Source organism: Chryseobacterium luteum, from assembly GCF_000737785.1.
GTDB classification, from domain to species: Bacteria; Bacteroidota; Bacteroidia; order Flavobacteriales; family Weeksellaceae; genus Chryseobacterium; species Chryseobacterium luteum.
The window spans coordinates 93,992-120,564 of record NZ_JPRO01000007.1 but is presented as its reverse complement, the minus strand read 5'-3'; the positions used below and the strand labels follow the sequence as shown (position 1 = coordinate 120,564).

The 26,573-nt window shown below is 39.0% G+C and carries 26 protein-coding genes and 1 riboswitch; of the genes, 20 read left to right on the top strand and 6 right to left on the bottom strand.

All coding sequences use genetic code 11. From position 1 onward, the window contains the following. Positions 1 to 3: 3 nt before the first annotated feature. Both IX38_RS09930 and cdd read right to left on the bottom strand, forming a co-directional pair. Positions 4 to 1,863, bottom strand: coding sequence for a TonB-dependent receptor plug domain-containing protein (locus IX38_RS09930; RefSeq protein ID WP_051884604.1), 1,860 nt, complete (start codon positions 1,861 to 1,863; stop codon positions 4 to 6). Positions 1,864 to 1,894: 31 nt separating this feature from the next. Further along, positions 1,895 to 2,070: riboswitch (cobalamin riboswitch) on the bottom strand. A gap of 667 nt (positions 2,071 to 2,737) precedes the next feature. Continuing rightward, a complete protein-coding gene (gene cdd / locus IX38_RS09925) occupies positions 2,738 to 3,220 on the bottom strand; it encodes a cytidine deaminase (RefSeq protein WP_034704368.1) in 483 nt (160 codons plus the stop codon). 98 nt (positions 3,221 to 3,318) lie between these two features. Between cdd and namA the strand changes: the two genes are divergently transcribed. The 15 genes from namA (at position 3,319) to IX38_RS09855 (ending at position 17,845) form a co-directional block, all read left to right on the top strand. Beyond that, the gene (namA, locus tag IX38_RS09920; RefSeq protein WP_034704365.1) at positions 3,319 to 4,371 is read left to right on the top strand and encodes an NADPH dehydrogenase NamA; all 1,053 of its coding nucleotides are present in this window, start codon (positions 3,319 to 3,321) and stop codon (positions 4,369 to 4,371) included. A 7-nt stretch (positions 4,372 to 4,378) separates the two neighbouring features. Then, on the top strand, positions 4,379 to 4,675 hold the full coding sequence (locus IX38_RS09915; protein ID WP_034704362.1) for a DUF2752 domain-containing protein: 297 nt from the start codon (positions 4,379 to 4,381) through the stop codon (positions 4,673 to 4,675). Positions 4,676 to 4,857: 182 nt separating this feature from the next. Continuing rightward, positions 4,858 to 5,262: a type VI secretion system tube protein TssD gene (gene tssD / locus IX38_RS09910; protein WP_034704360.1), complete on the top strand. Its 405-nt coding sequence runs from the start codon at positions 4,858 to 4,860 to the stop codon at positions 5,260 to 5,262. A gap of 157 nt (positions 5,263 to 5,419) precedes the next feature. Further along, positions 5,420 to 7,351, top strand: coding sequence for a type VI secretion system Vgr family protein (locus IX38_RS09905; protein WP_034704359.1), 1,932 nt, complete (start codon positions 5,420 to 5,422; stop codon positions 7,349 to 7,351). 1 nt (position 7,352) lies between these two features. Then, a complete protein-coding gene (locus tag IX38_RS22965; protein WP_157963379.1) occupies positions 7,353 to 7,523 on the top strand; it encodes a hypothetical protein in 171 nt (56 codons plus the stop codon). A gap of 64 nt (positions 7,524 to 7,587) precedes the next feature. Next, positions 7,588 to 8,562: a DUF2931 family protein gene (locus IX38_RS09900; RefSeq protein ID WP_262483440.1), complete on the top strand. Its 975-nt coding sequence runs from the start codon at positions 7,588 to 7,590 to the stop codon at positions 8,560 to 8,562. 49 nt (positions 8,563 to 8,611) lie between these two features. Next, entirely contained in the window at positions 8,612 to 10,024 is a 1,413-nt protein-coding gene (locus IX38_RS09895) for a T6SS phospholipase effector Tle1-like catalytic domain-containing protein (protein WP_034704353.1), read from the top strand. A gap of 8 nt (positions 10,025 to 10,032) precedes the next feature. Beyond that, entirely contained in the window at positions 10,033 to 10,332 is a 300-nt protein-coding gene (locus IX38_RS09890; protein ID WP_034704351.1) for a hypothetical protein, read from the top strand. A gap of 38 nt (positions 10,333 to 10,370) precedes the next feature. Next, positions 10,371 to 11,411: a hypothetical protein gene (locus IX38_RS09885; RefSeq protein ID WP_034704349.1), complete on the top strand. Its 1,041-nt coding sequence runs from the start codon at positions 10,371 to 10,373 to the stop codon at positions 11,409 to 11,411. 18 nt (positions 11,412 to 11,429) lie between these two features. Beyond that, positions 11,430 to 12,464, top strand: coding sequence for a hypothetical protein (locus IX38_RS09880; protein ID WP_131368657.1), 1,035 nt, complete (start codon positions 11,430 to 11,432; stop codon positions 12,462 to 12,464). A gap of 2 nt (positions 12,465 to 12,466) precedes the next feature. After that, positions 12,467 to 12,955 carry a DUF4280 domain-containing protein gene (locus IX38_RS09875; RefSeq protein WP_034704346.1) on the top strand — a complete coding sequence of 163 codons (489 nt, stop codon included), beginning with the start codon at positions 12,467 to 12,469 and terminating at the stop codon, positions 12,953 to 12,955. A gap of 11 nt (positions 12,956 to 12,966) precedes the next feature. Then, positions 12,967 to 15,630, top strand: coding sequence for an OmpA family protein (locus tag IX38_RS09870; protein ID WP_034704344.1), 2,664 nt, complete (start codon positions 12,967 to 12,969; stop codon positions 15,628 to 15,630). A gap of 8 nt (positions 15,631 to 15,638) precedes the next feature. Beyond that, positions 15,639 to 16,454 (top strand): hypothetical protein, encoded by an 816-nt coding sequence (locus IX38_RS09865; RefSeq protein WP_228377935.1) that lies wholly within the window; start codon positions 15,639 to 15,641, stop codon positions 16,452 to 16,454. A gap of 12 nt (positions 16,455 to 16,466) precedes the next feature. After that, a complete protein-coding gene (locus IX38_RS09860) occupies positions 16,467 to 17,120 on the top strand; it encodes a hypothetical protein (RefSeq protein ID WP_034704342.1) in 654 nt (217 codons plus the stop codon). Positions 17,121 to 17,191: 71 nt separating this feature from the next. Beyond that, positions 17,192 to 17,845 (top strand): hypothetical protein, encoded by a 654-nt coding sequence (locus tag IX38_RS09855; protein ID WP_034704339.1) that lies wholly within the window; start codon positions 17,192 to 17,194, stop codon positions 17,843 to 17,845. A 75-nt stretch (positions 17,846 to 17,920) separates the two neighbouring features. Here the strand turns inward: IX38_RS09855 and IX38_RS09850 are convergent, their stop codons facing one another. Next, positions 17,921 to 19,447, bottom strand: a complete 1,527-nt coding sequence (locus tag IX38_RS09850) for an endonuclease (RefSeq protein ID WP_034704337.1) — start codon at positions 19,445 to 19,447, stop codon at positions 17,921 to 17,923. A gap of 193 nt (positions 19,448 to 19,640) precedes the next feature. On the opposite strand from IX38_RS09850, the gene IX38_RS09845 reads away from it, so the two are divergent. Then, a complete protein-coding gene (locus tag IX38_RS09845) occupies positions 19,641 to 20,111 on the top strand; it encodes a hypothetical protein (RefSeq protein ID WP_034704336.1) in 471 nt (156 codons plus the stop codon). A gap of 85 nt (positions 20,112 to 20,196) precedes the next feature. Here the strand turns inward: IX38_RS09845 and IX38_RS09840 are convergent, their stop codons facing one another. Beyond that, a complete protein-coding gene (locus IX38_RS09840; protein WP_034704334.1) occupies positions 20,197 to 20,724 on the bottom strand; it encodes a DUF4136 domain-containing protein in 528 nt (175 codons plus the stop codon). Position 20,725: 1 nt separating this feature from the next. Then, complete coding sequence (locus IX38_RS09835) at positions 20,726 to 20,908, bottom strand: DUF5522 domain-containing protein (protein WP_007842321.1); 183 nt, start codon at positions 20,906 to 20,908, stop codon at positions 20,726 to 20,728. A gap of 41 nt (positions 20,909 to 20,949) precedes the next feature. Here IX38_RS09835 and IX38_RS09830 point away from each other — a divergent pair, with 41 nt between their 5' ends. From IX38_RS09830 to hemL, 4 genes are all read left to right on the top strand, one after another. Then, the gene (locus tag IX38_RS09830; RefSeq protein WP_034704332.1) at positions 20,950 to 21,294 is read left to right on the top strand and encodes a hypothetical protein; all 345 of its coding nucleotides are present in this window, start codon (positions 20,950 to 20,952) and stop codon (positions 21,292 to 21,294) included. Between the two features lie 328 nt (positions 21,295 to 21,622). Beyond that, positions 21,623 to 22,531: a 1-aminocyclopropane-1-carboxylate deaminase/D-cysteine desulfhydrase gene (locus IX38_RS09825; protein WP_034704330.1), complete on the top strand. Its 909-nt coding sequence runs from the start codon at positions 21,623 to 21,625 to the stop codon at positions 22,529 to 22,531. Positions 22,532 to 22,547: 16 nt separating this feature from the next. Beyond that, the gene (locus IX38_RS09820) at positions 22,548 to 23,609 is read left to right on the top strand and encodes a glucosaminidase domain-containing protein (RefSeq protein WP_034704320.1); all 1,062 of its coding nucleotides are present in this window, start codon (positions 22,548 to 22,550) and stop codon (positions 23,607 to 23,609) included. Positions 23,610 to 23,685: 76 nt separating this feature from the next. Further along, complete coding sequence (gene hemL / locus IX38_RS09815; protein ID WP_034704317.1) at positions 23,686 to 24,969, top strand: glutamate-1-semialdehyde 2,1-aminomutase; 1,284 nt, start codon at positions 23,686 to 23,688, stop codon at positions 24,967 to 24,969. Positions 24,970 to 25,349: 380 nt separating this feature from the next. On the opposite strand, the gene IX38_RS09810 is transcribed toward hemL, so the two are convergent. Continuing rightward, the gene (locus IX38_RS09810) at positions 25,350 to 26,573 is read right to left on the bottom strand and encodes a hypothetical protein (protein WP_034704315.1); all 1,224 of its coding nucleotides are present in this window, start codon (positions 26,571 to 26,573) and stop codon (positions 25,350 to 25,352) included.

Here is a 26,573-nt window from a genome sequence, read left to right as displayed (position 1 = left end):
AGTTTAAAAATTAATAGTTGCATATATACTGTAATTTCTCTTAGGCATCGGATAAAGAGATACCGTCTGATAAACCGTATTGGTCACGTTGTTCACTTTAAATCCTAAAGTGTATTTCTTGAAAATTGCGGCAGAAACACCTGTATTTAAAATAAAATAAGGATCAATAGCCGTAGATCTTTGCTCATCGGTGGTCGTATAGGTAAGACCGTTGAAAAGCCCCTGCGCATATAGCTTAAAGAACGAATACCCATACTCGATATTTCCGACAGCTTTGTGGATCGGGACATACATCATCTGCATTTGAGTATTCTTGTTGATAGATTTCGTATAAGTGTATCCTGCATCCAGCTTCAAAGCATGTTTACCGAATTTTTTGTTCCATGTAGCCTGCGATTCCAAACCGTAGGATTCCACTCTGTAAGTATTTACAGGCGCCCAATATCCGTAAGGTGTCGGAAGCCAGTTGATCAGATTTTTGATGTCCATATAATAAGGACTTAATGTAATTTTAAAATCTCCAAAAATCAGCTCATGATTCATATCAATATTCGTGGAAGTTTCAGGAAGCAGATCCAGATTTCCGCCGGGCCTCCAGTAAAGATCATTAAAAGAAGGATATCTGAAGTTTCTTGAAAAATTAACCCCCATATGATACCACTTTAAAGCATCCCATTTTCCCGAAAAAGAATACAGAAGCGGAGAAGAAATACCCTCCACAAAATCCTTTTTGATTCCCCCTTCAAAACGAAGATCTTTTGTAGCAAAATACCTGATCAGGCCGGATAGCGAACCTACATTTCTGCTGATCACCCCAATTCCCGATTGACTGTCTTTCTCTGCCTGATAACCTTCACCCTTATTCACCTGAAACTCCCCGATAGCATTGATGTTGATCTTTGGAGTGATGAAATAGTTGAAATCATTTTTTAAAATATAATTCTTTCCCTCTGCACCGCTTGCTTTAGGCTGGTTAAGATCTGAAAAATACTGGAAATTATCTTCCGTATAAGCCGCTTTTAAGCTGTTCGAAAGATTACTTTTATTAATATCCCATGCGACAAGGCTTCTTAAAGTCTGTGCTTTATATTTTGTTCTGTTTCCAATTTGTTCAAAAACAGGATAATGCTGTGACGCATCAAACATCTGGTTCTGCCATGAAATAGTCTGGTGATCAGCAATTTTATAAGAAGCTCCAATGTTGACTGAAGTATTATAATATCTGCCGTTAACATTATAAAATCCCGTACTTCCTACAACAAATTCAGGAACTTTATAATCATTCTGACTCGTTAAATAGCTCCCGGAAACCTTAACACTTAATTTATCATTACTGAAAGAAGCCTGCAGAAAATTATTATACGTATCAAAAGAACCCGCCTCCGAATAAACGGAAGCTTTAAAACCCCTGTTGAAATCCAGAATATTATTTAAGTGAATACTTCCGCCGATGGCTCCACTGCCGTAAACAACACTTCCGCCACCAGCCTTTACGTCGATCTGGTCATATCCGAACAAAGGAATATTATTAACATCTCCCTGTCCCAGAAAACTGGAATTAATATTAATTCCGTTCCATACAAAAGCCGTCTGCTGAGCAGTTGTTCCCCGGAATGAAGGCGAAGAAACAGCGCCACGCCCGTTTTCTTTGATGTAAATAGAAGACTGAAAGCGTAAAAGTTCAGAAAGATTGGTTGAATTTTTCTCGATATCTTTTGGAGTAATCGTACGGACCGGGTGAAAAAGCTTCACCTTACTCATCTGGCTGTCGAAAATATAAATCGTGTCAACGGCTTTCTCCTGTCCCAAAAGAAAGCTGCCGTAAGACAGACCAAGCAGTAATAAAGACCTTTTTATATCCATACTATTTTACTTTTCCTCCGAAAGTAATACGTTTTTAGTTATAATTTTGGCAGGTCTCCTGACTTTCGCTTTCTGCACCTTCCCGTATGAACAGTGGTTTTTTGCAGAAAATCTTATTGCGATTTACAGTTGCGGGGACAGTTTGGGTGTTTCACCCAATTCCCTATTATTTCCAAGATGCTGGAAACCAAAATTTTTGCAAAGATAACTTTTTAAATGTATTTCACAAAAGACAAAAAAGTCAATTGTGAATGGTCAATTTTGCGGCGAAAGGCAATTTTTTAACGTAAAAATCTGTTTAAACTTGTATTTTATATAGCTGACCAATCGAAAAGGCGCAAATTATATTATAAAAGACATTTTAAGGCGTAAAGATTTTATCTGCGATAAAATTTCTAACATTTTATTATAGAGCCTGTTTAAATTTTTAAAATCTCGCTGATTGGGCAGATTGCGCATATTTTTATAACTGAAATAAATCTGCGTCATCCGGGAAATCTGCGAGAGAAATATGTTTCTTTAGTAATTATTTCTGCTCATAATTTTATTGAATAAAATTTAAACAGGCTCTAGAGTTTTTGCTGAAAATTTTTGATTTTCTTGCGTCTGAAAACATCCATACAGATTAAAGCTTTGCGCCTTTGCGATTTTCTAACAAAAAAGCTTAAACAAATTCGCATACTAGCAATGAGCATGATATTGAAAATTGAAAAACAGTTCTTTAAATTAATGATTCACCTGCGCAGCAAAATTCACCATTGACAAAATTCTTGGATATGTTATCTGAAATATTTATTCTTGGATCTTGATTCCTAAAGCTTTAAGTTCACCATTCACTTGCGCAGCAAAATTGACGATTGACAAAATTTCACTTTTACAAAAATGAAGAATCAAAATAAAACGGCAGCAGATCCTTGATAGAATGCACCTTCACCACTTCATCATTCATGCTTGAAAAATAAAGGTCAATATCTTCATTCTGCTTCGTTTCATATTCTATTAAACTTTGTCTGCAGGCTCCGCAAGGAGGAATCGGAGGATTTTTATCATGAAATTCCTTAGGACCTCCCACAACGAAGATCTTTTTCACCTTTACATCAGGAAAATTAGCTGCCACCCAGAAAAGAGTAGTTCTTTCTGCACACAATCCCGATGGATAGGCCGCATTCTCCTGGTTGTTACCGGAATAAATTTCGCCGTTTTCCAGTAATACGGCACATCCTACAAGGAAATTAGAATAAGGTGCGTAAGCATTTTCACGGGCCTGTATCGCTCTCTCAAATAATTTTTTTTCTATATCGTTCAGTTCACTGCTGTTTTTAAAATGCTCGTAACTGATCTGTATGTCTTTTTTCATATATTAGTCAGACTAAAAAGGGGGCTAAATTTACTCCTTTTTCAACAGTCCGGCAATGTTTTTTTTATTCATTATTAAATTGAAATTCAAAAAAGTATATGTTATACACACCCATAAAATTTAGAAATATAGAATTGAAAAACAGATGGGTAATGTCTCCCATGTGTATGTATTCATGCGAAAACGGAATGGCCAATGACTTCCACTTTGTGCATTACGGAAGCAGGTCTCAGGGTGGGACAGGTCTCATCATGATTGAAGCTACAGGAGTAGAGCCGCGGGGAAGAATTACCAACCACTGCATGGGGATCTGGAATGATCAGCAGGCAGAACAACTCAGGAAAATTGCTGATTTCGTTCATTCCCGTTCAGAAAGCAAAATAGGCATCCAGCTGGCCCACGCAGGAAGAAAAGGTTCCACCTGGAATAACCTCCAGATTCCCCTTGATGAAGGCTGGGAAACGGTTGCTCCGAGCGCCATTCCTTATCATCCATCCGAGAGAATTCCACATGTACTTACCGTGGAAGAGATCAGAGAACAGGTACAGAATTTTAGGGAAGCAGCCAAAAGAGCTGTAAAAGCAGGTTTTGATATCATAGAAATTCATGGTGCGCACGGATATCTGGTTCACCAGTTTTTATCACCGCTTTCCAACATCAGAACGGACGAATACGGTGGCAGCTTTGAAAACAGGATCCGCTTTCTGCTGGATATTGTAGATGCCGTGAATGAAGAGCTGGATGAGAATACGGCCCTTTTTGTAAGGATTTCCGCTACCGAATACGCCGAAAACGGATGGAATATCAATGACAGTGTAAAGCTTGCTGAAGTCTTAAAACAGCATAGTGTAGATCTGGTGGATGTTTCAAGCGGAGGAAATATTCATGGAGCGAAAATACCTGTATTCGATGGTTACCAGGTACCTTTTTCATCTCAGATTAAAAAAGAGGCAGAAGTAAAAACCGGGGCAGTGGGATTGATCACAAAAGTGCAACAGGCAGAGGAGATCCTGCAAAAAGGAGATGCTGACCTCATATTCGTGGCAAGAGAGATCTTAAGAAACCCGTATATTGCCGTTCAGGGATCATTTGAAATGAAGGAAGACTGCTTCTTTCCCCACCAGTACGCAAGAGCGAAAATCTCATCATAACAACAGAATGAAAATTGAAGACTTCATGCTGACGTGTCCCAGTAAGAGATTTCTGGGAATAGAATGTCTGGGATGTGGAGCCCAGAGAGCAGTTGTGCTTGTATTTGAAGGGAAGTTTTCAGAAGCCCTTCATCTGTATCCGGCCGTTTATACACTGTTGCTGTTTCTTTTTACGTTGAGCCTCAGCTTTGTAGATAAAAAAAGAAAGTACAGCGGTATTCTGATGGGTATGGTAGCTTTAAATCTCATCATCATGATCATATCTTATTATTACAGGCATTTTTACATTCATTCTCATTCATAAAGTAAAGTTAAAAACTGTATTTTTTTAATATTTAATAGAGATGAGTAGAAAAAAAGTCGTAGAATTACTACAAAATGTAAATCTCTTAGGCAAAAACTTTTCAAATTAAGGCACGGGGTTTATCTTTGTTATATCAATTTTTATGAATAAAAAATAATCATTAATGATTAAAATATAAGAATATGGCAGGAAATTCAAGAGGAATCTTAAAATTCAATGGAGGTGAGGGACAGAAGCTGCTAAAGCTTAATTATAGCGTATCAAGATCTACAGATGTTTCAGGACGTGTAGCATCCGATCCATCGAACGCTTTGATAAAATTAACTATTGAAGCCACTGAAAAATCTGATATCCTTGAAAGCTTATTGAATGGTAAGTATAAGCCGACAAGCGGTGAAGTTACTTTCAATAAATCCCACGAAGAAGGAACACTGATCACTCTTAAATGGGAAAACGGATACGTGATCCACCATGAAGTGGATTTTGATGCTGTCGACAGCAATAATATGCTGGTAAGCTTTATGATAAGCGCGGAAAGTGTCACTTATGGAAATTCACTATATGACGGATTCTGGCCGCTAAGCTAAGTCCTGAGTAGTATAAATACAAAGAGACTGTCCCCAAAGGCGGTCTTTTTTTACCTGCTGTGAACGCTATTTTCTGATAAGGAATCTTGGTTTATTTTCAAAAATTCCCGACTGAATAAATAAAATACACACTTTAACACCAATCACTTTATAAAATATGTCAACTACACCTGAAAAATCAAAAGGAGCGGCTTTTCGTCCGGCACAGAATGCAGACGGGGTATCCGAAAATCATCATGCCGGCATCAACCGTCTGGTAAAGCTTTCCTTAGTCATAGAAGGAAAAATTATCAAATTTTATAAGCATTTTAAACTTAAACAGAGCACCCAGCGTCATCATGAATTCACACTTACCCTGGCTCATGATACTCTTGGAGACCGCCAGACCCATTCATTGGAAGATGCCAATAAATTCCTCGGAAAACGCCTTACAGCCGTTATTTCCTATAAAGATATAGACAACAGCCCCGAGAGAACCTTTGTTGGGATCATTACCGGTGTTGCATTCAGCCAGGAAAAAATGAGCCTGGGGAATATTGTGCTTACAGGATGCAGTCCTACCGTTCTTTTGGACGGATCTTCCCATACCCAGAGTTTTGGAGGAACCCAGCCGGTTAATATGGGAATCATTGCCGAAGAGGTTATCAAGCAGGGAATTGATAAAAGCCGTTTTGATATCAGGATAGATGCCAATAATTTCTCCCAGATCATTTACAGCAGCCAGTATGATGAGACCCATTACAATTATCTCGCAAGAATGGCTGAGGCATACGGTGAACAGTTCTTTTATGATGGTGAAGTTCTCCATTTCGGAAAATTGCCCCCGCAGAACAAGCCTATTACCCTTACCTACGGAAGCAGTGCCAATGATATTAAAGTTGAACTGAAAGCAGTACATACCAAACCCCAGTTTTATGGGTACAACAGCAATAAAAACGAAAAACTTACCTCAGGATCCACACCGATTCAGCATGTAAGTGATATTGCAAAAACGGCCTATGAGCATAATAATAGCATTTATAAAACTCCCGCGCTTCAGATAGCCCCTATCAAGGCATCAACCCATTTGGATATAGAATATTCTCAGAAAAGTGCTTCAGGAAGTGCTGCCGTGAATGTCTTTTCCATTTCAGGAAATACAACGGTTCCGTTCCTTCACCCGGGATGTGTAGCCGATGTCCAGATGCGGAAGCAGGACTCCAATGAAACTTCCTATTTCACAAGAATTATGATCACGGAATCGGAGCATGAGATTGATACAATAGGACATTACAAAGGAAGCTTTACAGGGATAGCTGCAGATACAGGTTTTCTTCCGAGACCGGAATATAAGATCCCTAAAGCTGAACCGCAGACTGCAGTCGTAATCTCCAATACAGACCCGGAAGGACAGGGCAGAATACAGGTGCGGTTTGACTGGCAGACCAGCGATACAACACATTTTATCAGGATGATGAGTCCGGATGCGGGAGGAACAGACCAGATTACACAGAACAGAGGGTATGTTGCTATTCCCGAGATAGGAGACCAGGTAATGGTTAATTTTGTCCACAGCCACCCGGACAGGCCTTTCGTAATGGGAGGAATGTTCTACGGAGGAATAGCTTTAGGCGGAGGAATCAACAACCACCTGAAGTCCATCCAGACCAGAAGTGGGATCAGGATTTTAATGAATGATGAAGAAGGAAGCGTAAAGATCATGGATCCCAGCGGAAATATCTATTTCATGGATGGTGCCGGAAATATCAGCATGAAAGCTCCCAAAAACTTTACACTGAACGCCGGAGACAATATCAACATCACTGCCGGAAAAGAAATTTCGATCAGTGCAGGAGAAGGAATCAACAGTTCTGCCAATGACAGTATTATTTCCACAGCAGGAAAAGACATTGTACAGACGGCCTCCGGTGATATCCGTGAATCCTCGGATACCAGAACTGAAATGGTGGAAAAAGAATTCAAAAGACAGTCTGAAACCTCTAATGAAATAGCCGGAGAAATATCCATGTTCAGCGAGCTGGAAAACATGACGATGCAGAGCGGAAAGATCGTAGAATTCAATAGTGCCGAAAAATCAAAACTTTTCTGATATGGCCATCATTAAAACTGCTAAAAATATACAGATAAAAGTCACGGACTCTTATCATTTGAATGTCGGCAAAAAGGTTGAAAAAATTGCACAGAAAATTAATGTGGAAGCCCAGAAAAATAACCTTGTTTTGGCAAGCAATAAGAAAATAATGTCTCATGGAAACAAATAAATTAAGAATTCTGATTCTTTTTATTATAAGTAGTTTCTCATTAATCAATTGTCAAAATAAAAAAATGGAAGATAAATACAGCTGGCTGGGAACGATCTCTGCGCCGAAGGAATATCCGATGGAAATTTACAAAGGAGCCATTATTGCAGATGATTTTACTTACGGCTTTGATGCCATCTGGGGAACACAGAATACAGGCTGGGGAAATGAAGGCGGGACAATGAGCGTAGAAACCAGTCAGATGGATATTCCTTCTAAGCTGGAATTTACCTGGTACTCACTGGTGGAAAATAAATTTTATACCGGAAAATGGGACCTGGATAAAGAAAAAATAAAAAATCTTTTTGCAAAAGGATTTATAGATCAGGATAACGGTAAGAAAACTACTTATAGTAATTTTATTGTAGGGCTTGCACCGAAAGGACGTGTCGTTTTATGGATCAACGGCCCCGGAAACCAGAAAGAAGTAGGTTTTTTCCAGGCTCATGATACCCTTATTACCGAAGAAAAAGCATACGGAAATGCCAAATATATGCTGAAAGAAGGCTTTGCAGACAGAATGCTGAAAGATCCTTCCTATGAAACATTTAAACCGGAAATCAGAGCTAAAATAGAAAAAGAAGGCTACCCCGATCCCGGTATCTATGATCTGTACAGAGAAAAATATACTTGGAAGCCCTCAGTGGTTTTGCCGGAAGGAAGCGAATGGATCGATTTCGGGTTTAATAACTATAACGGGGAACAGGAAAATCTTTTCGGGGAAAGTCTGAAAGAGGATACCTGTAAAAAAAGAGCTGTTCCAAAATTCTGCGGTTTCTACTGGCGGGATAAGAATAAAAACAGATACGGTGTATGGATAGATTCTTTTGAAGAAAAAGAAATTTTTGAATTATTCCGGAAACTCGGAAAAGAAGAAAATATAGACCTCACCATTAAAGTCAATGCAGATAATACAGGAGCTGTTGTATCATTAAAGAGCGGGAAAGAAGAACTGCCCGTTACAAAAGCAAAGATCAGGCTTTCACGTAAAATAGAATAAGCAGTATCATTCATCAGCCTCATCTGTCAATAAAAATAAAATAAGAACGATGCACAATAATAAATTTGGAGATTATACCCCGGAAATATCCAAAGAGGAAGTGTTAGACATTACTCTTGGAGTGTTTTTTGACGGAACGTTGAATAATAAAACCAACACCATCGAAAGAAGGCAGCAAACTCCTGAATACAAAAAAAACGGAGGCTCACCCACCGATAATAACAGTTATAATAACGACTGGAGCAATGTAGCCCGGCTGTGGGACAATTACGATAAGAATTTTGGCATCTATATAGAAGGAATCGGAACTGAAGATAAAGAAAAAGATTCCATGCTCGGTTATGCCTTCGGGACAGGTCCCACCGGGATCAGGGGAAAAGTAAGAAAAGGCTGTGAAGAGATCGTGAAAAAAGTAAAAAACATTAAAAATGCCAAAAAAGCAGATAAAATTGCCGTTCTTACTTTTGATGTTTTCGGTTTCAGCAGGGGAGCAGCGGCAGCCCGTAATTTCGTTCATGAAATAGGAAAATCTAAATATAAAGCAACCAGCACTACTGTTTCAAGTGAAGGGATGACCGTGACTGCCCACTATGACAGCGACGGCACCGGAGTGCAGGGCGAAGAGCTTCCGAAATGGGGACATCTGGGACTGAAGCTGCAGGAAGCCGGAATTACGGTGGATGTATTGAAGGTGAGATTTCTGGGTATTTATGATACCGTTTCCTCCTATTCAAAAAACTTTTCTGCCATGCCGGATTTTCACAATGATGTGGAAGAACTTAGCCTGAATGATATCGGAAGAGCACAGACTGTAATCCATTTTGTGGCAGAAAACGAGCACAGGGAAAACTTTGACCTTACCAACGTGCATGTAGGCATAGAAAGAATATTTCCCGGCGTACACTGCGATGTAGGCGGAGCTTACGAAGACGGAACCGAAACCTGGGAGGAAATTGAAACATCATGGACCACCAGTGAAAAATTGAAGGCATTAAGAAGCCAGCTTATTGCAGATGCGTGGTACAAAGAAGAGCAGCTTACCATTACCCCGGGCTTTTATCTCGCATTAAAAGGAACCCGCGATCTGGTCAAAAGATACAGCTATGTTCCTTTGCATTTTATGGCAGAGTATGGAGTTCAGAAAACAGTTCCCCTGACCATAAAGAAGCTTACGGACGAAAAGTATTCCATTACCTCCGATCCTTTGCTCGTAAGGGTAAAAGACCGCCTGAGATCTTATGCGATGGCCAATGGAAAACAGTATACTTTTAAAAGATATAAAGATATTGAGACCGCATATGGCGGAGCTTCAATACCGCAGCAGAAATATGCAGACTACCAGAGAGAAATGAAGGAACAGGATGACCTGAGGATACTCAGAAATAAATACATCCACTGGTCGGCAAGAAGAGAAGGAATAGGAATGGATCCTACTTCAGACAGGGTAAGAGTGTTCCATTAATCTGTATTATGAATAAACATCTGGTATTAAGAATCGGAATATTATTATCAGGATTTATACTGATTTATATTTATGACCACTGGGACTCATGGTTCCATCCGGTTCAGTCCATAGGAGGAAACAGCGGAATGTCTATTCCTATGCATCTTGTTTTGAATATCTGCTGGATGGCTGGATGGTGTTTATTGCTTTTAATAGAGATTATGGTAGGTTTTTTTACCAAAAATCACAGGAACAGAAGCACAAATTTAATATTGATCGCATCGGGTATCGCGCTGCTGATCATTTATATATTGAGCATTAAGTAAGAAATACTGACAGAGAACAGAGATGCCGGATTATTTTTATGCAGAAATTTAACATACATACCGTCCAGACAGGGGAGAGCCTTAAAAGCATAGCCTCGCTGTACCATTTAGATGCAGGTGCTTTAAAGTTATTTCACAATAACCACTGCGACGTCAAGGATATGATCCTGATTGAGCTTACAGGCCAGAAGGAACTTTTTCTTCCAAGAACAGGAGTGACGGATAAAACCCGGTTGGTGCCGTTTGGAAGAGGAAACAGCCTTACTTTTCAACCTGAAAATTCATTCTGCAGATATGGAGTTACTATCAATATTGAAAGCAACGACCGCAAGAATGAACTGAAATATGAAACCTCAGTACGCTGGCTGAAAACCGAGAGCAGGCTGCATTTTTTTGAAATAGACAGAACCTCCAATCTTTTTCTGAACGAAGAGGAAGTGAATGAAATAGCCGATCTGCTGGCCTATAAAACATCAAAGGTTTTGTATCCGTTGCAGATCAGCGTAGATGAGGCAGGACAATTCAATGAGGTGGAAAACCTTTCAGTATTTAAACAAAGATGGCCTGCCGTAAAAGAAGAGATTTACAAAGAATTTGAAGGAGAAACAGTAGACATCTATTGCGAAAAGATAGAAAAAATAATAGACGAACCCGATGCCATAAGTCTTTATCTGAAAAATGATTATTTCATCAGAACATTGTTTTTGGGGGTTTATCAGAGTTTCGGACAGGATTATGAAACAGAGGTCACAGAAAGTTTTCCTGTGGTAGATAATCCGGTAGAACCGAAATATGAAATAAAACTGGAGATTGATCCGCTGAAAGGAGAATCCGGTCTGGTTAATGTAGAAGGCGAAGGGAAATTAAATGATGAAAGGAGTGTATATGATTTTATAAATAAAGCTCCCTTTTCGATGATCATTGAGGATAATCCGGTGATGAATCAGGAAGGGAACTTCAGAATAGTCTATTATCTGAACGGGCAGAATTTACTGGTGAAATCAATGTATTTGGAATGTGACCTGCAACTTGAGAAGAAAAAGAAAATATCAGTAGTCATTGCGATGCTGACTGAATAATTGAAAAAAACTAACAAAATGAAAATTAAACCAAATCATAAATTGTCCATCCTTGTTTTTATATTGAGCTTTAGCCTGCATTTCGGGCAAAAAGTGGAATTTAATGTCCCGAAAGATATCAAGACCTTACAGAATTCTATTTTTGATTTTAAAAATGATTTCACCCAGGATGAACCGAAAGCTGCTGCTGCATCGGATACCGATTTCTCAACTACCGTTGATCTTTATCATTTGAAATATGAAGGCGGCCAGAAAAATCCTTATCTGAATTTAGCCCTGAAAAATGGAGCTAAATCTAAACAGTTTATCCAGCAGGCGGTATGGAATGTGAATATGAAAAAGGTCTCTGCAAAAAGCACGAAAGTCACTGTTTTTCTTGAAAAAGTAATTCCGGACAACTGGTCGAAGAAAGAGGTAGACACCAAACTGACCAAATCCACCGGGAAAGTAGAGAAAGAGATCAAAGAATTTCTTTTGAACTATAAGCGACCGGAACTTTCAAATGATGATGCATCACTAACTGACAGCGTAGCCACTACTTATACTACTGCGGTCACCACAACGGATATGATTGTAGAAAATCAGAAGCAGAAAAAAGCATCAAAAAAACTGCAGATTCTGTTCGGGAAGAAACAGTTTATTGCGTTACCGGCCACGTCCGATACCTTTACAAAACTTTTACAGGTACAACCCACTCAACCGGAATGTAAAGACTGCAAAGGCGGAAAATACTCCAATTGGGATTTCGACGATTTCAATATGATCTACGCCAGTATGAGCACAGGTCTGGAATATTATGCTATCCAGTATTACGGACAGGATATGGTCTCTGGATTACCTCATGGGTTGGTATTTAATGACAGCTCACCATCAGAATGTAAACAAAAATTTGCAAGATATAACGCACAGCTTTATCAGGCCGTAGGAGAAACGGAAGGAAATTCAGAAAAAGCCCTGACCGTTGTGACTTTCAAGATGAATTCTTCCTTTGTTCGCCTTGAATTTGGAAATGAATATTTAACCCGAGTAGTAATTTCAAATAAAGAATTTTAACCATGGCAGAAAAACATATTGTAGTACAGGGTGCTATGTGCAAATGCCAGTTCGGACAGCTTCCGGACAAACTCAAAGTGCTCTCACACCAGAAAGAATACGCGAATGATAAAAACGCCTCCAAAAAACTGATCGTCACCACGAAAGAAATAGGAGCGGCAACATTCGAGAAAAATACATTCGGTAACTGTATCAAAATGGGAGTTCCGCCACCACCATGCAAAATAATGGTTACTGAATGGAAAGATTTCTATGAAAAAGTACAGCTTAATAACGGTGGCTATATTATCGTTGAAACCAGTAAAGCCATCTGTGCCATTGCAGGAACGCCGTGTATTGAAATCATAGACCACGGACAGAGGACAGAAGGCAGCCCGCAGAATTTTAAAAATGCGGATAAGGATGTACAGCAGCAGATCAATCCATTGGTGGATTCAGAAGAAATGTATAATGAACAGCCTACCTACGGCGGGCAGGATGGTGTAATCTAAACGACAGAGAAATGGCTAAAGGTGTAAAAAAAATACATGTTACAAAAGGACTTTACTATCCCGATATGTCGGTGAAAGGCCAGAGAGTAACGCTAAAACCTGATCAGTGGGTTTATTTTGGCGTTGAAGAATGGCTGCCCGGAACTACTGCCGAAGATAAAAAGAAAGAAATTATTTGGATGCGGCAGACCAATAACCGGAAAATCATCATCAATCAGGCGCCCTCAAAAGGCGGCTACAAATTCCTGATCTCCAAACAGTTTTGCGGAAGCTATCATTATTATATTGAAGCAAGTCTGTCCGGAAAAAGAGACCCTAAAAACAATACAGGACTCTATGTAAAAGGCTGGTGTGATCCTAAAATTGTTACCAGCAAATGGACGACTCAAAGAGGAAGTAAAACCAGTATCAAAAACCAGAATAAGATAAATTTCATTTCTTACGGCCATGTTGTTTATCTTAATCTGATGACGGAGGGCCTTAACGGAAATACTGTAACGATAGAACTTTGGAATCAGCAGACCGCAAAAAAAGATAAGCTGGTTCATGTCTACAATAATGTTCAGGTAATAGACGGGGAGGTCAATTTAAAAATAGAAAATACCTACTCATGGATGGCTCATGTAGATAACATCCAGAATGTAGAAGAATTTTATATCAAAGTAAAAGACACTGCTTCCAAACAGTACATCAAAGATAATCTGGGTGATGATCTTCACGCTATCTATCTGAATGTAAAAAATAAAGTGGTCACTACCAATGCCAATGTCAGCAAGAATCAGACTCCAACAAAAGTATATAAGCCGGATGTAAATTCCGTCCGTCAGGAACCGTGTCGCTTTGAAATGATCAAGATCACCGAAAGCGAAGTAAAAGACGGAAAAGCCAGTAACACGACGGTAACTGTTTTTGATAATGGTAAAGGAATTAGAAAAATACAGTCTGCAGCCCTTCAGGAACGTATCGAGAGAACAATTTATTATAAATTTGACTCTACGGTAATAGACAAAAATGGGGTAGCCATCCTCAATAATATACTCAAGTTTCTTCTGGAACACAAAGATTCAACTATGAATCTGAGCGGTTATGCCTGCGTGATCGGAAAACAGAATTACAATAAAGGACTGTCCCAGAGAAGAGCCGATGTTGTAAAGAAATTTTTTGCAGACGGAGGTCTTGATACAAGCAGAATCATTTCCGTTGGGAAAGGAGAAGTAGATCCTACAGACGATAAAATGGGGAAGGATAATATCCGGTTCAAAAATGAAAAGGATTACGAGAGTAACCGAAGAGTAGATATTTCTTTTGTATTCAATGCTCATGATGCCCAAACCATTAATTATGAAGTAGTAGCTCCGACTGAGTCAACGAAAAAAGACCTTACGATTGATATCTCCGGATTTGATACCAATGAATGCTACCATGGAAGTAAAAACAAGCATAAAAAGCAGATCCTGATGACCGACGTAGGCCAGGCGGTAGATAAAGGAGATGCCAAACAGACTTTTGCCCCTTCGTCTTTTAATTATAAAGTCTACTCGAATATGTCAAGGTTCAATGCTGCTCCCATACAGTATATCTGGCCTATAGCAACCAATCCGAATAAGTTCCATATGAACATTCACAGTTGCAGATATTTCAGTAATGATAAAAGAGTAACGGTTTTAATTAAAGCCTATCCGGATATTAAATGGGAACTTGCACTGGAATTTCAGGTGAATGTTTCCAATTATAAAGCCTCCAATATGCCGCCGGGGAATATATATGCCAAGCATCAGGAAAAATCCAGACAGGCAGGTTACAAAAGAATGCTGTTGAATAAAGACGGAAAAGTTCCGATCAATGTAGGTGTAGGATTATCCGCAGAATGGGATGCCGGCCGGGAAAAAAGAAGCTTTACCAACGAGTTTGCAGATAAAATAGAGGTGGTCGCCAGAATGATCGCTACCGCTGTAGATATCGTTCAGAATGCCATCAACTATGCTCAGAGTGCTGCAAAAGAAACCGCTATTCCCGTTGGTTTCAATCTCAGGTATCCTAAATTTACCGTTGTAGGGAAGTGGTATCTGGAAAGAGTCAATGAGAGAGCTGCTTTGAGCGTCATCGGTGAAGTCGGTTTCGGTTTCAAACCCCTGATAGGCGCAGAAGTCGTTATTGATATCATCGGTGCAGCCATTGCTGCAGCTTCTTACGGAGCCACCGGGAACCCTGCCGCAGCGAAAATTATCAATAAATTCAGAGGCGGACTGGAAAAACTGGGCGCTTCGGTTACCTTTACAGCGACATTCTATGGCGAGCTGGAAATCATGGTGGATGCCCTGAAAATTGACAGTATTAACGGGATCAATATGCAGGGGAAAACCACGATCGGAGGGAAAATGGGTGCTACCATAGAACTCAGTATCAGTATTGAAGTGGGAACGGTAAAAGGAACCAAAGCAAAACCCATTGTTACCTTTAAAGCGGCAGCCAAGGCAGATTCCTATTTTGGAGGTGATATTGTGCTGGATTCTGATACGGAAGGATTATTTATCCAGCCTGTTCTGAAATTTTCAGGAGTCGTTCTTTCTGTAGAGATAGAAGGTGAAGTAGGCTGGTGGAAAAGTAATTTCAAAGTAGAAGAAAAGGTGATGAAAGAAGAAACTTACTATATGAATAAAAAATATTTAACTTAAACTCAGGTATGCATAATTTAAAAAAACCATTATATTCCGTTTATCCCAGAATGTATTGTTCGGGAACCATTTATGTGAATGATGTTCCTGTCATAGACTGGTACGGAGATGAGACCAAAGAAGGCGGATTCGGAGGAGATACCATGATCAATCAGGCGCTGCTTCAGAGCGGGAAATATCAGGTAGTTGGAAAAATGTATCCGCGTTTGGGAAAAAATGTTTTGGATGAAGATGATACCTTATCGGTAGATTTCTTTTGTGCAGATTTTGATAACTGGAAGGCATCCCGCGCTGAATTCCGTCCTAAAATGGAATCCCCATGGGACGGACTAACAGAGAATGTTCAGCATCCCACGTTTAATGTGGCCAGCGAAATAGAAGTGGAACTTCCTTTTGTACTGGACGGTTGGCAACATTCGGTAGATTTTAAAGATGTGAAAAAAGAAGATCTCTTCAGTGATGTTTTCAAATATTATAAACAGATACATGCAGTATTGGTTGAGCATAATGCCGGAAAGTACCTGGAAATGTCTCATGACAAAATGCAGCTTCAGGAGCAGGCTTTATATTATTCCGAAGACCGGAAAAAAAGGTTTTTAGACAGTGCAGGTCAGTTGTTTGGCCAAAATTTAGCTGTTGAGGAACTTAATGAGGCTGATTTGCACCTTGAAATCATGGGCTATGGTAAATTGGTAAGACTCATGAGAAAAGACGGGTCTCAGCCACTTCAGTTCAAAAGCCCCGATCTTGAAAAGCAGGGCAATATTGAAATGGAAATCAAACTTCACATGAGAACAAAAGAAAAAGGATTTAGTATTATTTAAAATATCGGGATAATGACTTTTTTTGGAGGTTTTGTAGCTGTGGTTGTTCTGTTTTCTGTATTCTTAGGATACAGGATTTTTTCAAAAATTTCGGATAAAAAACAGAATTTCGGAAAGACAGGAGGTTTTCTTGAGAAGGCTTTTCTCTTGTTTTTTGTTTCGTTAATAATGATTTCCATTAATGCATTAACGTTTATTTTATCCTACTCATTTTTTTGGGAGAAAGCCTACAGAACTTTCGATGAACCCCAATATACCGCAACCGTGGTGGGTTATAAAAAAGAAATCACAAAAGGTAAAAACTTTTCAAATTCTTCATACAGCGACAGAGTCATCTTTTTTCCGAGAGTGGAATACACTGATGCCAATGGCAAAAAAATTGTAAAAACACTGGACATCACCAGTAATAATCCACCGGTTTTGGGTGAAAAAGTAAAAATTACAGATGCTGAAAATCAGAACAGTACCAATGCTGTGGAACTGGATTGGGTAATGCTGGCCGCTGGAGGTGTCTTTACTGGGGTTGCTGCATTTTTTGCGGCACTGCTTGCTACTTACGGTACATCGGATAGCATGAAAGAAAGACTAAGATGGTCTTTGAAAGCAGGGCTGGTAATCATTTTGATCAACGTATTCTGTATCGTATTTATCTATTTAAAACAATAAAAATACTTTAACCTGTTTTCGCAAAGGAAGAAAAGGGGGAATGACATTAATAAATCAAAATATAAACTATTATGAAAAAAGGAAAATTCCTGATATTGATTTTCGTGGTATTGATTAATATCTGCTGCGGAAATAAATCATTTGATCTTTCATCCGTCTCTTTGGGCGAAGAGGCAACGAAGTATGATTTTGAAAATAAAGATGTATTTCTAAAAGAAAAAGGCAGCAAACCAGATGTCGTTCAATATTATGCAGATGAAAATAAAGGTTTGACCTATGGAGGAATTCCTCTGGACAATACAATGGGGACAAGAATTACCGTATACAAAGGAAAAGTAGGGGCACTCGATACCAACGCTGCTGAAAAAAGCTCTCTGGAATTTGTTGAAAAAATTACAGGAAAACATGGAAACCCTACTGCTACCGTGACAGATAAAGCAACTGTAGATGCTAAAATAGTAAAACAGATTTTTGAAAAGCTTAAGAAAGTGGCACCTGATAAAGTGTCATGGAACCAGGATGAGAAAAACTCTTTTACCTATCCTACATCTTTTTTCTGGGACGATGGGAAAAACTATTCCATCCTGAGTATTTCGATTGAGAACGATGGAAGAATCAGAAATAAATATGTGACCGTAACCAAAGATGCCTACAGAAACGATGTGGTCTTCGGATTAAAATATCCTACTCCACAGGGATCTCCGTGGTATCAGTACATGAAATAAGAGAAACATTATTTTTAAGTAAAAAAAAGCCGGTTCAAGAATATTGAATCGGCTATGTTATTTTTAGTCAACAGATTATTTCACAATAAACTTCAAACTAGACTGATCAAGCTTCAAAATATAAATTCCCTGCTCAAGATTTTTGATCTTAATGGAATTTCCATTTTTAAAAGGGCTGTTGATCGTCTCAAGGGTCTTCCCCTGAAGATTATAAATCTCTGCTTTTTTAATATTCCGGGTATCACCTTTTACAAAGATTTCCTGCCCGGAGATCGGGTTAGGATATACCTGAAGTTCCTGAACCGTATTCTCATCAGCCGATATTCTTTGAGCCTGCTTGGATGTTCCCGAATAGCACGTCCATTTAAGATCATCAACAGCCACTCTGTTGCCCGATGAGGTGTTGACAAGACTTACTGTAACATTTCCTGAAATATTGATATTGCTGATCGTTGTAGTTGCAGCGGTGGTGCCGTAAGGTACCGTTCCTACCGTTGTTCCGTTTACCTTCACATCAAAAGTTCCGTTGCTTCCCGAAAACTTAAGCTGTGTAGTTACAGTTAATGATCCGATACCATTGGCTGAGCTTCCCGAAGTTAAAGAACCGTTTCTCACCGTAATCGCTTTGCTGTTGATGGTCTGATCGGTCCTCGAGTCTGTAGCAGTCCATGAAATACCGCTTGATGTCCAGGTTCTGGTTGTATAAGAAGCATTGGCAGCAGGAATAGTCTCGAAAGTTTCATTCACGCAGCCTGTGCCCGGGTTAGGCGTTCCCGGATCCGTGGTTCCCGGACCTGATGATCCCCAGATCTGGCTTACATAATTAGGATTGTCTATAAACGGATTTCTATTCCCCTGGTAAGTGTAAGAAGCATTATTCCGGTTGATCTCAGTTTGCGAAACAGGATCCTGATTGTGCCATGCCAGAAGAACATTCAGCTCCCAGGTCTGTAATCCCGGAAATGTTGAACTCCCCAGCATATTACCCGAAGAAAAAGAAGAAAGCTTACTTTGGTAACGTGTCACAAAATAAAAAATCATTCTTGCCACATCACCTTTAAACTCGTCAATAGGTTCAAAAACCGTTCCCGCATAGCCTGAAGAAGAAGAGCTGCCCAGCTTGGAGCCGTTTTGAGAAGTAAATGTTGCCGATCCTACCTTTCCGAAAGGATAATTGCTTCTCATCCCGTTCACCTTGCCGTCGGTAGCCCTGATGAAATGGATATCCGAAACCATCGGTGCAGATTCATTGAATAAACTTTGAGGCACAATATGCTCCCGGTTGTAGCAGTTTCCTTCTACGGAATAGGTGCCACACTGATTCGTCCCCGGAGTGTATTTGTAAGGGTCTGTTCCCGAAGGCTTTTCCGAGTAAATATCCATAATCGAACCGTCATTTTCATAGGTCTTATCAATATCAGTCGTTTTATAGCCGGTCCAAAGTCCGCTGTAACCCTTGTCCTGATGCCCGTTTGAAATAATACTGCTTAATGCCGTTTTCAGCGCGGCGCCACTCAGCCCGTTTGCTGAACTGTAATATCCTGCAGGAGCCTGGGCATTGGCAAACCCGGCTATTACAGTACATAAGATAATTTTTTTCATACTAATAAAAATTTCTGTAAGAATACTATATTTTTGCGAATAAAAAATTACATTACTGTTAATTTTAATAGGTAAAGCATGCCGTTTTATATATCATCCGGTCATGGGAATAGAAGAATTAATAGTATTTATCGTGTTTCTAAAACCTCTACCTTTACACCGTAGAAATTGTGTCAGAAGAATAAAGTAAATTATGGGAAGTATTTATACCAGGATCATTTTCGTTTTTATATTTTTAACAATACTGCTTTCCGCTGTTGCCAGACAGAAAAAAGTGAATTTCTATTTCCCTTTCATAATATATGGTATACTGCTTATCGGATATCTTATCAAAGTAGGATATGACCTTAAAGAATACAACTCTTATAATCAGGAAATGTTTTCAAATGTTACAGGAATAACTGTTAATAATCAAACCGTTAACTACAAACAATATAATAAGCTTTTTGAGGAATTAAAGTCCGACGAATTTACCTGGGTGAACCATCCTATAAAAAAGAAAGAATATTGGATTACCATACATACAAAACAGAGAACTTATCAATTTAAAATATGGGAAACCTATAATCAGGGAGTTCTGGTGTATAGAATAAATGAAAGCGGAAAAGAATTTGTCACGAACAGGAATGATAAAATAGGCTATTTTTTAAATAATGTAAAATAGAAAGATTATATATCTCTGCTAAAATGATAAACGCCGGTACAGAAAAGCTGTACCGGCGTTGTATATGATGGTTGATTGAAATCATTTATTTTCTCTGAGGAGGATAGTTTTTCATGATCTCAGCCATGATCTCAGGAATCTGTTTCTGCTTGGCTTTTGGAGAATCCACGGAAATTCCACTTCCGATACCTTGCCAAACCAGTTTGTTTGTCTTAGAATCGATCAGGTCAACGATCAGTGCGCCTTCATTATAATTGCTGGTCCATGTTCTGCTCATGCCAACGCCCCATCCGAAAGGACCGCCCCATCCCCACATTCCGTACGGAGAGCTGTTGTTGATGTCCGTTACTTTTTTGTGGTTCGCTTTTACATTAACGATCAGATCAGGATTTTCGCCGGACTGAAGGCCTTTGCTCTGAAGCTGTCTTGATAACTCGTTTAAAACCCTGTCTTTATCAATGTCATTCAGTTTCAGATCGTCAATTCTAATCTTATAAGTTCTGTAAGTTGTAAAATTAGCCGTTTCGGCATAATCTGAACGTACCTGAAACGGACTGCACGATGTAAGGCCTAATGCAGCCGATGCTAACAAAATAAAAATATATTTTTTCATTTTATTTATTTTTTTTATCGTTTTTAATAAATGTATCAGTCTTTTTATCGTACCCGTAAGGACAGTGTCTGCAGCCGCTTTTACAGCAGTATCCCCTTTTCAGATGGAATTTTTCTGTAAAAACCTTGTACCCCTGTTCATTATAGTAGAAGTCTTCACCTTCTTTGATGTCATAATGGGCCATAAGTTAAATCTCTAAGTCAAAAAAACTTTATATTTGTTAGTATGATAATTATATGCCAAAAGCCATTAAAGAAACTAAAAATTAACGGCATTGCTCTCTTTCCCTTTATCTTCATTAGGAAACCCGAAGATAAGGAAAATAAAGTACTTATCAACCACGAAAAAATCCATTTGAGACAGCAGCTTGAAATGCTCGTTATCTTCTTCTATATTTTTTATGTCATCGAATATTATTACTGGTTTTTCAAGCTCAAAGACGGTTTTCTGGCCTATAAAAGGATTTCATTTGAAAGAGAAGCATACGCCAATGAACGCGATCTGAATTACCTGAAAAAAAGGAAATTCTGGAACTTTAGAAAATATTTGAAGATAAAAGATAAAAGATAAAAGATAAAAGATAAAAGATAAAAGATAAAAGATAAAAGATAAAAGATAAAAGATAAAAGATCTTGTTGTTAAAATTCAATAGGAGCGGGTTTTAACCCGTTTGTAGAAAACAGATTGCCTTCTATCCGGCTTTAGCCAAAATTTTAAAAAATTAGACATAAATTCCAAACCTGCCGGAATTAATGCCTTTGTATCTTAAAGACAGCATCAATGTTAAAGCTTGCGCTTTTAATATTAAAATAAAAACCATTCATTTAATGTCATCCATTAAAATTTACAACCAATCGAATCTTTCACTAATTTTGCAGATAATGGTTAAACAACTAAAATGCTGTTAAAAGCCCCGGCAGAGCCTGTTCCCATCCAGGAAATATCCATTCAGAGAAATATAAAGCTCTTCATCAAAAGGGAAGATCTTATCCATCCCCAGATTTCAGGAAACAAATACTGGAAACTTTTTTATAATATCAACAGCTATCTGGAGAAAGAGCCGGCAACCCCTTACATCATCACTTTCGGAGGAGCATTTTCCAATCATATTGCCGCAGTTTCTGCCGCTGGAAACTTATCCGGTATTCCAACACTGGGAATGATAAGAGGGGAGGAGCTGAAGGACAAATGGCGCGATAATCCCACGCTTCTTTTAGCAAAAAGAAACGGAATGAACCTTAAATTTGTAACCCGGGAAGAATACAGGCATAAAGAAAAACTGACCGAATTTCTCCATAAAGAATTCCCCGATGCACTGATTGTTCCCGAAGGAGGAACCAACAAAGAGGCCGTGGAAGGTGTTAAAATGATGCTGAATGACCAAACAAAAGATTTTGATTATCTTTGCACCGCAGTAGGGACCGGAGGAACAGTTGCCGGAATTGCAAAATTTTGTGAAGAAGATCAGAAAGTTATAGGATTTAATGTAGTTGACGATGCTTCACTGAAGGATAAAATCTCAGAATTAACTTCAAGACGGAATTTTAATCTAATAGATTCATGTTTTGGAGGTTATGGTAAAATAAAAGATGAAAACATCCGTTTTATCAATGATTTTAAACAGAAGTACGGTATTCCTTTGGAGCCGGTGTATACAGGAAAAATGATGCAGAAAGTTTTTGAACTGATTGATGATGAATATTTTCCTGAAAACAGCAGGGTTTTATGCTTTCATACCGGCGGATTACAAGGTATTGAAGGAGCCAATCTGCTTTTGGAAAGACAGAATAGAAATTTAATTATATAAGTAAAAATTGAAAAACATGAAAAGACTTTTCTCAATCATAAGCCTTTTAGTTTTATCAACATTCTCGGCTCAGACCTGGGCAACTGAAGACCAGTACATTCAAAAATTCGCCAGATATGCGGTAGAAGAAATGGAAAAATACAAGATTCCGGCTTCTATTACACTGGCCCAGGGACTTCTGGAGACCGGAGGCGGACAGAGCAGACTGGCCCAGGAAGGCAAAAACCACTTCGGGATAAAATGTAAGGAAGACTGGACCGGAAAAACCATGAAGCATACAGACGATGCCCCCAATGAATGTTTCCGTGTTTATGACGATCCGAGGCAGTCTTATGAAGACCACTCAATATTTTTATCCACAAGAAAGTATTACACAAATCTTTTCAACCTGGATATGAAAGATTACAAAGCCTGGGCGTACGGACTTAAAAAAGCAGGATATGCAACCAATCCCCGTTATGCTTCAATCCTGATCGGCAAAATTGAAAAGTACAGACTTTATGAGTATGACGATACCAACTCAAAGGAAGTGCTGTACGCCGTTCTTAAAATGTATCCGGACCTGAAGGATGACCGTGCTTTCATGGCCCAGCTGGAGCCTTCAAAAATGATGGTTAAGAAAGCCAAAGATCCGGTTACAGTTGAAGTTCCTTACAAACAGACCTCTTATGCCCAACAGCAGAAAAGAGTGGAAAGGATCAAAACAAAAGCTGAAATTCTTAATTCGATCCTTATCAAAAGTCATCCCAACGAAGGCTTAAAATATATTGTCATTCCTGAAGATACCAACGTTAAATTCATTGCAGACAAATTCAGGATAAGCGAAAGCAGACTGATCAAATGGAACGAGCTTAACAGCGATATTTTAAAGAAAAATGACATTGTCTTTCTTGAATCTAAAAATTCCGCAGGAAATACAGCCGTTTATAAAGCTGAATCCGGGGAAGATATGCATGATATCGCCCAGAAATTCGGGATCAAATTAAATAAATTATATGCAAAAAACAGAATGGATGAAGGACAGGAACCGTCTGCAGGCCAGCTGATTTATTTGATCGACAAAAAACCCAGAAACTAATTTTTTGTTGCCGGTTTCCCGTTGTCAGTTCATTTGTTGGGCCGGCAGCTATCAACTTTCAACTTTCAACTAAAATATGAAATACCAAAGAAGTTCGGCTTTATTCGATGAAGCATACCAATACATTCCTGGAGGAGTAAATTCTCCGGTACGTGCATTCAAATCAGTAGGAGGTGTTCCTGTATTTATGAAATCTGCAAAAGGTGCTTATCTTACCGATGCGGATGACAATACCTACATCGACTACATTAATTCCTGGGGACCTGCTATTTTGGGACACACCCATCCTGAAGTGCTGGAAGAACTGAAAATTCAGGCTGAAAAAGGATTTTCTTTCGGGGCACCTACGGAACTGGAAACAGAGATTGCTAAGTTCATCGTAGAAAACGTTCCCAATATAGACCAGATCAGAATGGTATCTTCAGGTACAGAAGCCTGTATGAGCGCTGTAAGACTGGCAAGAGGATTTACAAAAAGAGATAAGATCGTTAAATTTGAAGGCTGCTATCATGGCCACTCAGATTCATTCCTGATCAAAGCGGGAAGCGGTGCAGCCACTTTCGGAAATCCAAATTCTCCGGGAGTAACGGAAGGTACGGCTAAAGATACTCTTTTGGCCAGGTACAACGATTTTGAGCAGGTAGAAGACCTGTTCCGTCACAATCAGGGAGAAATAGCAGCTGTTATCATCGAACCGGTTGCCGGAAACATGGGTTGTGTACTTCCCGAAAATAATTTCCTTCAGAATTTGAGGAAAATCTGTGATGAAAACGGAGCTTTACTGATTTTTGACGAGGTGATGACCGGTTTCAGACTGGCTTTTGGAGGAGCACAGGAACTCTATAATGTAAAAGCTGACCTGGTTACTTACGGAAAAGTGATTGGCGGTGGTCTTCCGGTAGGTGCTTTTGCAGGAAGAAACGAAATTATGGATCATTTAGCTCCAAAAGGCGGAGTTTATCAGGCTGGAACATTAAGCGGAAATCCATTGGCGATGAGAGCGGGACTGAAAACCTTACAGCTTATTAAAAACGATCCGGAATTCTTTAACAGAATCAATAAAACGGCAGAAACACTGGATTTTGGAATCGGTAAAATTTTAAATGAAAAAGGAATTGCCCACAAGATCAACAGAAAAGGATCTATGATGTCTGTATTTTTCCATACCAACAGCGTTTCCAATTTTGATGAAGCAGCAGATTCCAATCATTCTTTATTTAATAATTTCTTCCACCAGATGCTTCAGAATGGAGTATATCTTCCGCCAAGCGGCTACGAAACCTATTTCATCAGTGATGCGATCAAGGACAGAGAAATTGATATGACTCTGGAATCGGTAAGAAAATTTGAATATTCTTAATATTTACAGATAAAAACTATTATAAGACCGGATTGATGATCCGGTCTTTTTTATTTCAATCACAAAACAGCGAAAATTTTTTTTGGATACTCTAGCTATTTTTTTAAAACTTCAGGAAAAGAAGAATACTTAATTATTTGAAAATTGAAGATCTTCATCATGACCAATATTCGTCGGATCAGAATTATATTCCGCTGGAGGGATGGCAAATCGAAGATTTAACGGGGTGGTAAAAAAAATAAGCCATCCAATACAACAGAACCCTTCATGATAGAAATTTGTAAATAAACCAATGGATTTCCGTGGGTTTAATGAACAACCAAAAGCCACCAGAAAAATTTCTGATGGCTTTTAAAATTTGATATGAAGAAACTAGTTACTTATTGTAATCCTGCTAAAAGGTTTACTCCGTCTACTGTAGCCCAAGCCCCGGCAGTTAGAGAAACTTTTGTAACGGTAGTAGTGTTCGTGAAAGTTTTTCCACCGTTTGGAGTAAATGCATATCCCCAAACACCTGCATTGTCAGAGTTTAAGTAAGTAAGAGGTGCAACTACCACTTTACCTGTATTTACCTGACTTGTTTCTGTTGCAGCGTCCTGAATCAGTACACTGTAAGCTTTCTGAGTACCGATATTTTTATAACCGCTGATATAAACGTTTGAGAATATTCCTGTTCCCTGCTTTTTGAATTGAATAGCAGTAATTTCAGGAGAGTTGGCCGTTTCCGGAAGAGTATTTGTATCTCTGATCAGTGTGATGTTGGATACTTTTGGTGCTACATTGTCAGCATTACCAGAAGCTTCAATCTCCATTCCGAAGTTTCCAGTACCTGTCTGGAAAGCATACCAGTTTGTGTTGTTCTGTCCGCTCCATGCATCCTGCCAGTCGAAAGCATCATCATAGTTACCGTAAGAAACGATATTCTTGGCACTTACAGTACCTCCGAAGAATTCATAACCGTCATCTGTTCCTTTATATGTTACAAGGTTCTCTAAAGTAGTACCTGCTCCTACGGCGTAGAACGTCATAGAGTTAGTTTCAGAAGTACCATCACCAATTTTTTTACCCGCATATTCCACTCTTACAAACTTCATTGTTCCTGAGTTTGAATTGGCATCAGTTCCTCCGTAATAAACGTTGTTGCCGTCTTCAGAAAGGGCTTGGCTATTTCCGTTCACAGCTTTGATAGGAGCTCTTCCGTAGATCGTGATACCACCCCAGTCACCAGGAGTTTTAGTAGAAGTTGTGAATACAATCGGCTCAGAATCTGTACCTACAGCATTGATCTTTCCATCCTGAAGAATTACCAGGCCACTTGTTTTAGAAGTTACTACATTGAAAGTAGCTCCTGCTTCAATAGTGATCGTAGCATTATTCGTGATTTTTACAATTCCGTCTAATGTATAGTTTCCTTTTTTGATAAGGATATCTTTTGAAATAGTCCCTGATAATGTTCCGCTTCCGCTTAATACACTTTCAGTAGTTCCCGGAGTAGTAACTGTAGTACCGTCTCCTAGGCCATCATTTACCTCGATAGTACATGAATTTAAGGCTAATGTTAACACGGCTGTTAACGATAATAATGATAAAACTCTTCTTTTCAT